The sequence below is a fragment of the Aquirufa sp. ROCK-SH2 genome (assembly GCF_054558315.1).
Genome location: NZ_JBPXKB010000002.1, coordinates 60715 through 73508, shown reverse-complemented (window position 1 = coordinate 73508; position 12794 = coordinate 60715). Strand labels below are relative to the sequence as shown.

Below are 12794 nucleotides of genomic sequence, written 5' to 3'. Positions count from 1 at the left end.
TATAGTATGAAAAAATATTTACTTCTTTCATTATTTTCAATAGCTAGTTTTGTTAGTCTAGCGCAAATCCCTTATGGCTCCAATCACGGTAAATACATCACTATCAAAGGAGCTAAAGTGTATTACGAGGAATATGGCAAAGGCACGCCATTGTTGTTATTGCATGGTGGATTTGGCTCTATTAAGGATTATAAAAAAGTAATTGGGCCATTGTCAAAAAAATATCGAGTGATTGCCTTAGATAGTCCAGGACAAGGCAGGTCGGAACAAATTGATGCGATTAGTTATCAAATTTATGCCAATTATTATGCAGCGTTTATTGACCAATTGAAATTGGATAGTGTATATGTGCTGGGCTGGAGTGATGGGGGAAATTCTGCCTATATATTAGCCTATGACCGACCTGATAAAGTAAAGAAAGTAGTAGTTAGCGGCGCCAATAGCGATACAGATGGTTATCCAGACGGAGCCCTTGCTGATATGAAAACTTGGAAGCCTGAAACGATATCAGAAGGATTAAAACATTATTGGTTAGATGAATTTTTGAAATTGTCTCCTAACAAATCGACCTGGCAAAAATCATTTATACAACTGAGAGATATGTGGGTTACGAAAGCCGTTATTTCTGATGATCATTTGAGTAAAATTAAAAGTAAATTTCTAGTTGTCTATGGCGATAAAGATGTAACAAAATTAGAGCATGGTTTACACATTTACCGCACCATTCCTGGTGCACAATTGGCGATTTTACCAAATACCACACACCATGTGTTTGCTGAAAAACCAGCATTGATTTCTCAATTAATTGTTGAATTTTTAGGAAAATAATACAATGAAATCCGTTTTATCCAAGCGAATGTTCAATCATTCGATTCAGCAGGTCTATGAGGCCTATTCAGATCCAGCATTGCTTTGCAAATGGTGGGGCCCGCACGGTTTTACCAATCGGTTTACTGAATTTGCATTTGAGGAAGGCGGTTTATGGGATTTTATGATGATTGACGAAAACGGGAAAGAGTATCATAATCAAATTGTGTTCAAAGAAATTACGCCTGAAAAGAACATTAAAGCAAGGCATGTAAGTGCCCCCGTGTTTGATATTGATATTACGTTTATTCGTATTTCTGATGTTCAAACGGATGTTCATTTTCAGATGATTTTTGAAGAGGAAAAAGTGTTTACCTCTCTTAAAGATTTTGTCACCGAAAAAAATGAAGAGAATTTTGATCGATTAGGAGTAGTTTTGGGATAAAATATGAAACAACTATTTATCAATCTCCCCGTCAACGATTTAGAAAAATCCGTGCAATTTTATTTGGCATTGGGATTTACGATTAATCCATTGTTCACAGACAAAGACCAAAAATGCTTGGTTTGGTCGGACGCTATTTATGTGATGTTGCAATCGAAATCGTTTTTTACGTCCTATTTGGATAAACCATTGGCAGATGCAAAGGCATTCCAAACTCCGTCACATACCTTGCCGGTTGAGAGCATTCAGCAAGTAAACGAAATGATGGAAAATGGCTTACAAGCGGGCGGCACAGAACCCGTGCCGGTACTTTCCGAAAGTTTTATGTATTTGAGAAGCATAGAGGATTTGGATGGTCACCTTTGGGGCATTATGTTTTTGGATGTGGAGAAGTTTAAGAGTTTGCGGGAGTAAATAGTGTTTTTTAAAACTATGCCTTAGGCTCAGACCTTAAAACTGATTATCTTTCTATTTAAACACATCAAATGACAAACAAAAAAGTACTCATATCAGGCGCAAGTATTGCTGGACCTACGCTAGCCTTTTGGTTGGATCGCTATGGTTTCCAAACGACCATCGTGGAACGTGCCGAGTCGTTACGATTGGGTGGACAAAACGTAGACATTAAAGGTGCTGCGCAACGGATTGCTCAATTGATGGGTATTGAAGATGAAATTCGGGCGGCGGATACGGGCGAATTAGGTGTACTATTTGTGAATAGTGACAATGTTACGCAGGCTTCATTGCCCAAAGGGGAATCAAACTTGGGAACAAGCGAATTGGAAATTCTTCGTGGAGATTTAGTTAAGATTTTGTATAAACATACCAAAGACAAGGTGGAATACCTTTTTGGGAATCAAATTACAGCTTTGGAAGAGCATGATTCAGGAGTAAAAGTGACTTTTCAACATGGACAATCCAGGGATTTTGATTTGGTCATTTGTGCAGATGGAATACGCTCACGAACCCGAAATTTGATTTTCGGAGATGAGCCAATCGTGCGACCTGTTGGATTATATGTTTCTTATTTTACCATTTCAAGGGCCGATTCAGATAGTCGCTGGGCTAGGTGGTATAATGCAACTAAATCACGGGTAATTGTGATGCGTCCAGATAATGAGGGCACAACCAGGGCCTCTTTTTCGTTTCTTTCAGAACCAAAGGATTATGAAAAACTAAGCTTGGCGGAACAAAAAGAAATTTTGGTACAAAAGTTTTCTGATGCAGGATGGGAAGCAAAGCGAGTTTTGGCAGCCATGGAAAGCAATACAGATATGTACTTTGATGCCATTAGTCAGGTGATTGCGCCCAGATGGTCGAAAGGTCGTTGTGCGATGGTTGGCGATGCTGCGTTTTGTCCTTCTCCTTTAACAGGAATGGGCGTAAGTCTTTCGGTACTCGGAGCCTATCTGTTGGCCGGAGAGCTTTCCAAACATTCAGACCACCAAAAGGCTTTTGACTCCTATGACAAACTCTTTCGTCCTTATGTAAATAAAATCCAAAAACTTCCTCCGGGTGTTCCTAAATTGGCACATCCTAAAACGAAATTTGGCATATTTGTGTTAAATACCATTCTAAATGTAATTTCTAGTAAAGCCATTCAAAAATTAGGTGCGCTATTTTCAAGTAAAGACAAATCGTCAGCTGATGATGATTTTGAGCTACCAGACTATTGAAATTTATCAATGTTTGATATTCCAACAAGTGTATGTTTTGATTTAAAACTTTTTATTAATTTTGTATTTCATGTTGTTGAAATAAATTTTTATGAAAAGTAGTTTGTCTAAAGAGCAAATAGGTCAGCGAATTTCTGAACTACGGAAATTAAAGGGCCTGTCTCAAGAAGAGTTATCAAAAAGTGTTGAGGTTTCTAGATCTTCCATCGCTCAAATCGAACTGGGAAATAGAGGAATTGATATTTTAGAATTACAACAATTGTCTATTGTTTTGGGATTTTCATTGGATGATTTTATGTCAGATAATTTCATTGTAGAACAATTGGAAGAAGAGCAAAAGATAGAGAAGACTGAAAAGGAGCGTGTAGAGGTTCCCAATATGTACCTGCCTAAATTTAAAAATGTCTTATTGTATATTCTTGAAAAGTGTGCTGGGAAGCCAAATGTAGGCGAGACAGTTTTATACAAATTATTGTATTTTTCGGATTTCAATTATTATGAATTGTACGAGGAGCATTTGTCTGGTGCTAGGTATCGTAAGTTACCTTTTGGTCCTGTTCCTCAAAAACTGGAATCGGTTATCAATCAAATGATAAAAAACGAACAGCTTCAAAGGGTAAAAACGGTTTATCAGGGATTTCCACAGACCCGCTACCTTCCTTTGGCGAAAGCAGATTTAAAGTTGCTTAAAGCAAGTGAAACTGAAACGATTGATCGAGTGATTGAACAAATGAGTGATTGGTCAGCTTCTGCCATTAGTAATTATTCTCATAAGGATATGCCTTGGTTAGCATCGAAGGACGGAGAAGAGATTAATTATGAACTTGTATTTTATAGAGAAGCGCCTTTTTCTGTAAGAAACTATTCTGAGGATACTGAGGAATGATGGTATTCGAAGAATTAGCGGAGTTTCAAAAGGATGTAAAGGCCTTACAGAAAAAATACCGATCTATTCCCGAAGATTTGGCAGTTATAAAGCGTGTGTTAGAGGTTTCACCCGACGAAAGACCTCCATTTAGTTTCCGAATTAGTGATTTAGGTTTGGAAACATGTGTAATCAAGGTAAAGAAAATAGCATGTAAATCGCTGAAAGGGAAAGGGGTCAATTCTGGCCTTCGGTTGATTTACGCCCAATTTGTAGGATTAAATAAAATCGTTTTTGTTGAATTGTATCACAAAAGCAATAAAGAGATGGAAGATAAAGAGAGAATATTAAGGAACTTTATTTAACAAGAACAAGTAAGCCCCTAATGAAAAAATAAGTATATTTTTATTTTTACTAAAAAATTAACATGTCAAACGTTCGAGTAAAAATTTGTTGTATCAGTAGCCTTGAGGAGGCAAATTTGGCTGTTCAATACGGTGCAGCTGCGCTTGGATTGGTAGGAAAAATGCCAAGCGGTCCAGGAATCATAGACGATGCCTTGATATCTACCATTGCAAAATCGGTTCCGCCTCCCATTTCAAGTTTTTTGTTGACGAGCGAAACAGAGGCAGCAAACATCATTGACCATTACAAAAAAGTGCATACTACTACGATTCAGATTGTAGACGCTTTGGAAGATAGACAATATGCCGCAATTCGAGATGCTTTGCCACATGTGAAATTGGTGCAAGTAATCCACGTCATTGACGAAGCTTCGGTGCAAGAGGCGATTGAAATATCAGAACAAGTTGATGCTATTTTATTGGATAGTGGGAATCCTAATCTGGCTACCAAAGAATTGGGAGGTACGGGTAGAACACATAATTGGGATTTGAGTCGAAAAATTAGAGAAAGTATATCGATTCCTTTATTTTTGGCAGGCGGATTGAACAAAGAAAATGTTCGTCAGGCGATAGATGCCGTGCAGCCTTTTGGCATTGATTTGTGTAGTGGAGTAAGAACAAATGGAAAATTAGATGAACGAAAATTGCAAGAATTTTTTGGCGCTATCAGAGCCTGATGAAAACTTTTCTATTGTTTTAAAAAGCCTTTGGTACGATGGCAAGGGCGATTGGGACAAGGCGCATTCGCTTATTGACCAACTCAATGACCAGGATTCCGCTTGGGTGCATGCCTATTTGCATCGCAAAGAAGGAGATCTTTGGAATGCAGATTATTGGTATGCAAGAGCAAAGAAAACTCGGCCGAAGGTTAGCTTAGAAGAGGAATGGGAGCGTTTGGTGTTGGCTTTTTTATGATATTCGTATTTCTGCTACTGAATCTAGTAGCGTTATTAAACACAAAGGCCGCAAAGAGAAAAACTCTGCAGCCTTTGTGTTTACAACAATAATTCTTTGCTTATTTGAAGCCAATTTTAGAAAGTCCTTTGTGACTAATCACAATCGCTTCTAATGGAGTTTCATTGAAACAAGCATCTTGTTCAACATAGTAATATTTCATGCCAGACAACTTTTTGTTTGCCAAAATGCGTTTGAAATCGATACTACCATTTCCAACTGGAGCAAAACGGCCTTGTGCATCCATATCTTTCACATGCCAAATTTTGAAACGACCTGGATAACGTTTGAAATAGGCTACTGGATCTGCACCAGCTTTCGTTACCCAATATAAATCCATTTGAAAATTCACCAATTTAGGATCGCAATTTTCTAGTAAATAATCGATAATTACATTGCCATCTGCATCTTTTGCAAATTCAAAATCATGGTTATGATATAAAAGCTGTAAGCCTGCAGCATGACACTTTTCTCCTAATTTGGTTAAAATTTCTGCCAAATTTTTTGCGCCACCTTTCATCGCCATTTTTTTATTGACATTGTCATAAGTGAATAAACCCATTGGAGGAACAGGGATAACAAAATATTTAAAACCAACTGCCTTCAAATCAGCAATTTGTTGATCTACATTGTCGAAATTAACCGTTCCTTGGTGAGCAGAAATAGGAGTTAATTTCATTTCATCTAATAAAGCTTTAAAATCTGCAGGTGATAAATTGTAAAATTTACCACTGTTATAGCCCGCTGATTCGATATTTACATATCCAGCTTGTGCTACTTTTTCCAAAGTTGCTCTCGCCTCCTTCGTCATCGCATCGCGAACGGTGTATAGCGCTAATCCGCCAAAAGGTTTTTCAGATTGATATGATTTAAATGAAAATAATGCCAACGCAAAAACGGTAGAAAGCATTAAAAGAGGTTTAATAAACTTGATCATTCTCATAGTTAAAAATTGTCTTTGTTTTGATTAATAAATTAAAACCTCAATTTAAGGATTAGTTTTTAAAAAAAGGCGTTCTAACGGAATTGATGGTTCATTTTTTAGCACAAAGTTCTCAAAGTTTTTTTGCGGCCTTTGTGTTTTAATCCTTAAAGCAATTTTCCCGTTGCATTTTTCACATTTTCTTTGGAAATGTTTGATGATTTCTCATCCAAATCTAAGGCCGAGCCCGTGGTTTCAAAATAACAATTTTTTAATTGTAGGTTTTCGCAAGATGTCCCAACCAATCCTTTTAGGTCTTTTTCCCATGTATTTTTGATATAAATCTCTTGAACCTTGATTTGTGTACAATGGCTTAAATTTATAGCTTTTCCACGAGCATTTTGAAGGTGAATGCCTTCTAATTTAACCTCTGTACAATTAGAAAAAGAGATCAAAGCGGGACTCGCTTCAACGAAATTTTCTTTTATGTGGCCTTTCTGAATTTGTATTTTCAATTGCTCTGATACAGCTGCCCCTTGTCCTTGGATAAACCCTTTCCCAAAAATCCCTACATTTTTTTCTCCATCCGCTACAATCAATGCTTTATTGCCATTTAAAGCAACATAATCATATATGGCTGACGTACCAATTAATACCGCTCCTTCTTTTAATTCGATGCTTACATTCGATTTTAGTTGAATGCTGCCTGTTAAATATTTGCCTACCGAAAAAATCAATTTACCACCTCCTTTTTCTTGAATTAGGTCGATGGCTTTTTGAATCGACTGGGTATTTAAGGTAATACCGTCTGATTTAATACCAAAAATCGAGGCATCGTAATCTTTAGCAATCGCGGATAATTGAAGCAGGAAAACGAAAAACCCTGAGAATAATATACTTTTCATATAGCTTAGTTTGCAAAACGTCTTATTTGACAATGACATTATTTGAATGATAAGGGTAAATTTGAGTTTTACGGCTACTTTCGGGTTCATTTATTTGCATACCTGAAAAATGAGCGCCGTTCACATCATCTAGGACAATACTTGGTCGGTAATCTTTTTGTTTAGCTGTAAATGTGACGTTTTCAAAGGTAATTCCTTCTGCGTGGCGAATGTAAAATCCCCAAGCTGGAAGCTCCTTGAATTGAGAAAACTCTGGATAAACATCTCGCATTTCAGGAACACTATCTAATTCTTCCGATGTTAAACCCCTTTTGGCATATAATGGATTTCCATTTCCAGGATATACAATGTGGATATTTTTTAAACTAACGTTTTGAATTTTGTTTTCTACCAAACCTACAATACTGGCAGGGGAAATGTTTCTGGGCAAATCTTCTACGGGCCCTTCGTAGTTATAGCCCGCATCTGGTTTTCCTTCTGGGACTTCAGCATACACATTCGAAATACTGATATTTTTCATATACGGTTTTTTCCCTTTTCCCCAACGATCACCAATGCGCAGGAAAATAACATTCCCAGTATTGATGGATCGGACACCATCCACTACAATGTTTTCAATTTCAGCTCCATCCACAGCCGCAAAAGTGATGGCAGACCGGAAGGTATCAAAAATGGTTAAATTGGTTACTTTGAAATTTTTAAATCCCCCGCGGGAAACGGTTCCGAATTTTAGTCCATTCGCGCTAGATCGGCCAACGCAGTTATCTACCACAACGTTTTGACAAATAAAATCTGGCGAATGTGATTTGAAACAAATGACATCATCTGCTGCATCAAAGTAGGAATTTTTGATCACTACTTCATCGCAATCTACCACATCGATTCCATCATTGTTCCAATAACTTTTGCTATCTACATAAATATGATCTACATACAAATTTTTACATTGATCATAGGTTTGGTTCCAGCTGGCAGGGTCTTTTAATGTGATGTCTGTGATTGTAATATTTTTACATTCTCGGAAATAAATGTTTTGTGGTCGATTGGTCTCATTTGGGCGATCCAATTTTAAAATGTCTGTATAAACGCCCCGATGTATGTAATTGACCATGTTATTGGCAGTGATGTAGCCTCTCCCATTAATAGTGCCTTTTCCAGTAATGCCAATATTTTCTTGGTTGACTGCAAAAATCATGGACATCCATCCAATTTTTTTGTCTTTGATATAATCAAAAGGGTTGGTTGAGCCTAAAATGGTTGCGCCTTGGTCCAATTGCAAAGTGACATTGGATTTCAAATAAACACTTCCAGTTACATAAGTTCCCGTTTGGAAAATCAAGCGGCCTCCTCCATTTTCATGGACAAAATCAATGGCTTTTTGAATGGAACGAGTATTAATGGTTACACCATCATTTTTAGCGCCAAAATCCAAGACTAAATAGTCCTTAGCGGAAAGGGAAAATCCAATCAAAAGGAAAAATACGAATTTGATATTTTGATAATGATTCATGATGATTCTCATTTATTTCTTTTGAAGAATGTCGGTTGATTTGTATAAATGCACTTGCTTTTTCTTTTTAGTGGGCTCGATGTAAATCAGGTTATTTAATCTGGCACCATGTACATCATCCATCACAATGGCTGGTCGATATTCTTTTCCTTTAGCAGTTAACGTAATATTTTCCATTGTCAAATTTTTGGCATGACGAACATAAAAAGCCCAAGCGGGAAGCTCTTTGAATTGTGAGAATTCTGGATAGGCCGAAGGCATTTCAGGAATACTGTCTAAATCGGCTGGGAGAATGCCTCTGAATGCATAATTGGGATTACTATTTCCTGGAAATACGATTTGTATATTCTTCAAAGTTACGTTTGAAATAGCTTGTCCAGGGAGTCCTACGATACTAGCTGGAGAAATATTTCTGGGTAAATCTTCGATTGGCCCTTCATATTCTCGTCCAGCATCCGCTTTGGTTTCTGCCACCTCACAATACATATTTTGGATGGTAATATTGCTCATAGAGCCTGTTCTTCCTTTGTTCCAACGTGCGCCAATCCGCAAATAAATGGGGTTTCCCGTGTTGTAGGCATATAGACTATCTACCAAAATATTGTCTACCACTCCTCCATCTGGCGTAGCAATGGTAATGGCAGAGCGATAAGTATCATATACTTTGTTATTGATAATTTTGAAATTCTTGTACCCGCCAGAGGTTACGGTTCCAAATTTAATGCCATTGGCGCTTGATTTGGCCACACAATTACGCACCTCTACATTCTCACATAGTTTTGTTGGGTCATGTGATTTGAAACAAATGGCATCATCACTTGAATCGATATAGGAATTGGAAATTAGTACATTTTTGCAATCGACAATATCTATGCCATCGTTGTTCCAAAAAGCTTTGCTATCTACAATGATTTTATCAATTTTCAGATTTTGACATTGGTCTGCAACAATAACCCATTCCGCGGCATTTTTCACCACGATTCCTGTTAGGCTCACATTGTTACATTCCCTAAAATAGATGCCTTTGGGGCGCCACAAGGCTGAACGGTCATTGACAAGCGCATCCTTTAGAATTCCTTTTTGGACTTGATCCGTCACATGATAGGCCACTTCTCTGCCTTGTCCATCAATCACACCTTTTCCCGTAATAGCGATGTTTTCTACTTTATTAGCTGCAATGAGAGAAGGGAATCTTTCGTTTAAATTATAGTCGTAAATATTGGTGGAACCCACTAAAATCGCACCTTCTTCTAAGTGAATGGTTACATTGGATTTTAGATGTATCGTCCCTGTAAGGTACCTCCCTACATAAAAAACCAATCGGCCACCTCCTTTTTCATGAATGTAATCGATCGCTTTTTGGATAGCATGGGTGTTTAGGTTAGTTCCGTTGGATTTTATTCCAAAGAGGGATGCTTTATAGTCTTCTGCTTTTGAGGAATAAGCACAGAATATTAGCACTTGCAAGGTTATTACAAGGTACTTCATTATTTTTTTAGGTTTAGAGTAAAGAAATTTACTTAGGAAAACTCAATAAATGGCAATATTCTCAACTTTTTTCTCTTCTCTCTTCTTTTAAACACCAAGTTCACAAAGGAAAATATTTACCTTTATTCAATTTATTGGCATACCAATACCAATTGGGCTGTTTCTGTTTCATCAATTACTACGGTCACCCGATTGCCAATTTGTAAATCAGCTTCTTTTGCAGGTCCGGCACTAGTTTTGATTGTTGTCGAAGGAGTTACGAGGATTTTTTGTGTTCGGCCTTCATTAGATTTTAGCATAAAAAAATGAAGTCCTTTGCTAATAATTTGTCCGGTTCCACCAGTTCCATTGCAAAGATCTTCTTGTAATTGTTTCGTTGATTGTTTCCCTGGGCTCATGGTTCTAAGTTCTCTGACAGGGGCTTTTTCTAATCCAATTGGTCCATACATGAATAATAGGACGAAAAAGAGGATGGTACCGATGATCAAACTACCCATCATTTTGGGAGAAACAATGGATTTAAAAAAGCGGGATTGTTGGAATGTTTTTCCTAACCAAAATCCGAAGAGTACACCTATTACATTTAAAATAACATCATCAATATCAAAAATTCCTACATGAAATAATACTTGTATTCCTTCGATGGAGCAGCAAATTAAAAGGGCAAGTAAACTACATTTTTTCCAAGAGCATTGTTGAAAAGCGAAGGGAAACATGAATCCCACGGGAACGAGAATTAGGATATTCCCAAGGATATTGATTCCCCCAATGAGCAAGCCTTTTTCGCCCATAAGGTATGGAATAATGGTCTTAAAGGGAATCCAATTTCCTGGACCTTCTTGTGTTCCACCAAAATTAAATTTCAAATGGCCAATCCGAACCATAGGGAGGTCTTTTAGGACCAAAATTTCAATGACTAAAGCAATAAAACATAAAAGAAGGATAATAGGAATGATACGAGATTTCATGCGTGATATAAATAGGATGATTAGAGTAAACAAATATAATATAATTTTTTATGGTTAAATTATTACTTTACCGTAAGCGATAAGGATAGTTAGGATATTCAATTGATTTAAATTTAGGAAATAGCATTTCAATTATGATCAATCGACGTGAATTTATTGGACAAATGTCTTTGGCTACGGCTGGGGTGGGATTAGTAACAAGTTCTTTTTCTGCTCAGGCAGGTAACAGATCAAGTCATTCATTGATGGAAGAATTTGTTATAGCTGACACCAGTTATGGTAAAATAAAGGGGCTAAGGACGGATGGTGTTAATATTTTCAAGGGTATTCCTTACGCGGGTAGTGTTTCTGGGGAACGTCGTTTTCGTAGACCTGCTCCTTTGGAGTCTTGGTCTGGGGTACGCGATGCCCTAAATTTGGGCGCTCCAGCTATTCAAGCACCTCGCAGAAATGAACCTGCACCTTCGGAGGATTGCTTATTTTTAAATGTTTGGACACCCGCCAATGACAATAAAAAAAGGCCGGTAATGTTTTATAATCACGGAGGAGGTTTTGTCATTGGTTCCGGAGGTTCTGCTGGACAAGATGGGGCTAATCTGGCACGTAATTTTGATTTGGTGGTGGTAGAAACGAATCATCGTTTAGGATTAATGGGCTTTTTGTATTTGGATCGAATTGCAGGAGCAGATTATGAGGGGTCTGGGAATAATGGTATGTTGGACATTGTAGAAGGCTTAAAATGGGTGAATCAAAATATTGCTCAATTTGGAGGGGATCCTAATAATGTCATGATTTGGGGTGAATCAGGAGGAGGCGCAAAAACCTCTTGTTTATATGCCATGCCATCTGCTGCACCTTATTTTAACAAAGCATCGATTGAAAGTGGACCAGGAGTTCGAATGATGAATGCCGATACTGCTCATGAAAACACTTTGCATTTATTAAAAGAGTTCAATATTGCTCCAGAAAATTGGAGGAAATTATTGGATATCCCCGCTGCTTATTTATTAGCGATGCAGGCAAAACTACCTTTTGTCGCACCATTTCAAGAAAAAAATAAAGAAATGGGAATTATGCGAAGAAATGCTGGCGGTTTTGGTCCTGTTGTTGATGGAAAAGCACTTCCATCGCATCCCTTTGACCCATCTGCTCCAAATATTTCTAAAAATAAACCTTTGTTAGTAGGCTGGAATGAAGATGAATATGCGTTTTTCGCATGGGAGAGAAAAGAAAGCGATTTTGCTTCGTATACTTTTGAAGCTTTACAAAATAAATTATCACCCACATACGGCGCAAATACAAGCAAAATCATTGAAACGTATCGAAAATCTAGGCCCGATGCAACAGCAGGAGAGATTTATATTGCTATTTCTTCTATTGCTATGATGGGTTTAGGTTCTGTTGAAATTGCTGAAAAAAAGTCCAAGCAAGGGGGAGCGCCCGTTTATTTGTACAATTTTGGTTATAAATCAGAAGTGAAAATTCCAGGTACGGAATTTGCCATGGGAACTCCACATGCGATGGACATTTCTTTTAAGTTCAATAATGAGTCGGCCAATAAACCTAGTTTCTTTGGGGGTAATCGACCAGAAAAAGCCATTGCGTCTCACAACTTTGCTGAATTATGGACCAATTTTGCAAAAACAGGTAAACCTTTTGCGGCAAATGCTCCTGAATGGAAGGCTTATAATTTGAAAGATCGAACAACGATGCGCATAGATACGAAACTGGAAATCATTAAAGATCGTTTCAAGGAAGAATTGAATGTTTGGAGAGAAGTGGGGAGGCTGTGAATGAGGTAAGAGGTAAGAGGTAAAAGGTAAAAGGTAAGAGGTAAAAGGTAAGAGGTA

General features: G+C 37.6%; 14 protein-coding genes. 9 read left to right on the top strand and 5 right to left on the bottom strand.

Features of this window, described 5'->3' with window-relative positions; genetic code table 11:
• Positions 1-6 precede the first annotated feature (6 nt).
• From V7S79_RS04260 to V7S79_RS04225, 8 genes are all read left to right on the top strand, one after another.
• A complete protein-coding gene (locus V7S79_RS04260) occupies positions 7-828 on the top strand; it encodes an alpha/beta fold hydrolase (protein WP_459489322.1) in 822 nt (273 codons plus the stop codon).
• A 4-nt stretch (positions 829-832) separates the two neighbouring features.
• Positions 833-1252: an SRPBCC domain-containing protein gene (locus V7S79_RS04255; RefSeq protein WP_459489321.1), complete on the top strand. Its 420-nt coding sequence runs from the start codon at positions 833-835 to the stop codon at positions 1250-1252.
• Positions 1253-1255: 3 nt separating this feature from the next.
• Positions 1256-1666, top strand: a complete 411-nt coding sequence (locus V7S79_RS04250; protein WP_459489320.1) for a VOC family protein — start codon at positions 1256-1258, stop codon at positions 1664-1666.
• A gap of 71 nt (positions 1667-1737) precedes the next feature.
• A complete protein-coding gene (locus V7S79_RS04245; RefSeq protein WP_459489319.1) occupies positions 1738-2928 on the top strand; it encodes an FAD-dependent monooxygenase in 1191 nt (396 codons plus the stop codon).
• Positions 2929-3019: 91 nt separating this feature from the next.
• Complete coding sequence (locus V7S79_RS04240) at positions 3020-3814, top strand: type II toxin-antitoxin system antitoxin SocA domain-containing protein (RefSeq protein WP_459489318.1); 795 nt, start codon at positions 3020-3022, stop codon at positions 3812-3814.
• Positions 3811-4158, top strand: coding sequence for a hypothetical protein (locus V7S79_RS04235; protein ID WP_459489317.1), 348 nt, complete (start codon positions 3811-3813; stop codon positions 4156-4158). The genes V7S79_RS04240 and V7S79_RS04235 overlap by 4 nt, the downstream gene beginning before the upstream one ends.
• Before the next feature lie 62 nt (positions 4159-4220).
• Complete coding sequence (locus tag V7S79_RS04230) at positions 4221-4874, top strand: phosphoribosylanthranilate isomerase (protein ID WP_459489316.1); 654 nt, start codon at positions 4221-4223, stop codon at positions 4872-4874.
• Positions 4855-5112 (top strand): hypothetical protein, encoded by a 258-nt coding sequence (locus tag V7S79_RS04225; RefSeq protein WP_459489315.1) that lies wholly within the window; start codon positions 4855-4857, stop codon positions 5110-5112. The genes V7S79_RS04230 and V7S79_RS04225 overlap by 20 nt, the downstream gene beginning before the upstream one ends.
• A 100-nt stretch (positions 5113-5212) precedes the next feature.
• Here the strand turns inward: V7S79_RS04225 and V7S79_RS04220 are convergent, their stop codons facing one another.
• The 5 genes from V7S79_RS04220 to V7S79_RS04200 all read right to left on the bottom strand — a co-directional run bounded on the left by V7S79_RS04220 (position 5213) and on the right by V7S79_RS04200 (position 10944).
• Entirely contained in the window at positions 5213-6088 is an 876-nt protein-coding gene (locus V7S79_RS04220; RefSeq protein WP_459489314.1) for a sugar phosphate isomerase/epimerase family protein, read from the bottom strand.
• A 152-nt stretch (positions 6089-6240) separates the two neighbouring features.
• On the bottom strand, positions 6241-6978 hold the full coding sequence (locus tag V7S79_RS04215) for a glycosyl hydrolase family 28 protein (protein ID WP_459489313.1): 738 nt from the start codon (positions 6976-6978) through the stop codon (positions 6241-6243).
• A 22-nt stretch (positions 6979-7000) separates the two neighbouring features.
• On the bottom strand, positions 7001-8488 hold the full coding sequence (locus V7S79_RS04210; protein WP_459489312.1) for a glycoside hydrolase family 28 protein: 1488 nt from the start codon (positions 8486-8488) through the stop codon (positions 7001-7003).
• Between the two features lie 12 nt (positions 8489-8500).
• A complete protein-coding gene (locus V7S79_RS04205; protein WP_459489311.1) occupies positions 8501-9976 on the bottom strand; it encodes a glycoside hydrolase family 28 protein in 1476 nt (491 codons plus the stop codon).
• Positions 9977-10107: 131 nt separating this feature from the next.
• Positions 10108-10944, bottom strand: coding sequence for a VanZ family protein (locus V7S79_RS04200; RefSeq protein ID WP_459489310.1), 837 nt, complete (start codon positions 10942-10944; stop codon positions 10108-10110).
• A 134-nt stretch (positions 10945-11078) separates the two neighbouring features.
• Here V7S79_RS04200 and V7S79_RS04195 point away from each other — a divergent pair, with 134 nt between their 5' ends.
• Positions 11079-12737, top strand: coding sequence for a carboxylesterase/lipase family protein (locus V7S79_RS04195; protein WP_459489309.1), 1659 nt, complete (start codon positions 11079-11081; stop codon positions 12735-12737).
• Positions 12738-12794 lie beyond the last annotated feature (57 nt).

Coding starts and splice junctions, on each gene's coding strand:
- V7S79_RS04240 (WP_459489318.1), top strand. CDS start 3,020: ATGAAAAGTAGTTTGTCTAAAGAGCAAATAGGTCAGCGAATTTCTGAA.
- V7S79_RS04205 (WP_459489311.1), bottom strand. CDS start 9,976: ATGAAGTACCTTGTAATAACCTTGCAAGTGCTAATATTCTGTGCTTAT.
- V7S79_RS04245 (WP_459489319.1), top strand. CDS start 1,738: ATGACAAACAAAAAAGTACTCATATCAGGCGCAAGTATTGCTGGACCT.
- V7S79_RS04210 (WP_459489312.1), bottom strand. CDS start 8,488: ATGAATCATTATCAAAATATCAAATTCGTATTTTTCCTTTTGATTGGA.
- V7S79_RS04215 (WP_459489313.1), bottom strand. CDS start 6,978: ATGAAAAGTATATTATTCTCAGGGTTTTTCGTTTTCCTGCTTCAATTA.
- V7S79_RS04250 (WP_459489320.1), top strand. CDS start 1,256: ATGAAACAACTATTTATCAATCTCCCCGTCAACGATTTAGAAAAATCC.
- V7S79_RS04230 (WP_459489316.1), top strand. CDS start 4,221: ATGTCAAACGTTCGAGTAAAAATTTGTTGTATCAGTAGCCTTGAGGAG.
- V7S79_RS04235 (WP_459489317.1), top strand. CDS start 3,811: ATGATGGTATTCGAAGAATTAGCGGAGTTTCAAAAGGATGTAAAGGCC.
- V7S79_RS04220 (WP_459489314.1), bottom strand. CDS start 6,088: ATGATCAAGTTTATTAAACCTCTTTTAATGCTTTCTACCGTTTTTGCG.
- V7S79_RS04260 (WP_459489322.1), top strand. CDS start 7: ATGAAAAAATATTTACTTCTTTCATTATTTTCAATAGCTAGTTTTGTT.
- V7S79_RS04195 (WP_459489309.1), top strand. CDS start 11,079: ATGATCAATCGACGTGAATTTATTGGACAAATGTCTTTGGCTACGGCT.
- V7S79_RS04200 (WP_459489310.1), bottom strand. CDS start 10,944: ATGAAATCTCGTATCATTCCTATTATCCTTCTTTTATGTTTTATTGCT.
- V7S79_RS04255 (WP_459489321.1), top strand. CDS start 833: ATGAAATCCGTTTTATCCAAGCGAATGTTCAATCATTCGATTCAGCAG.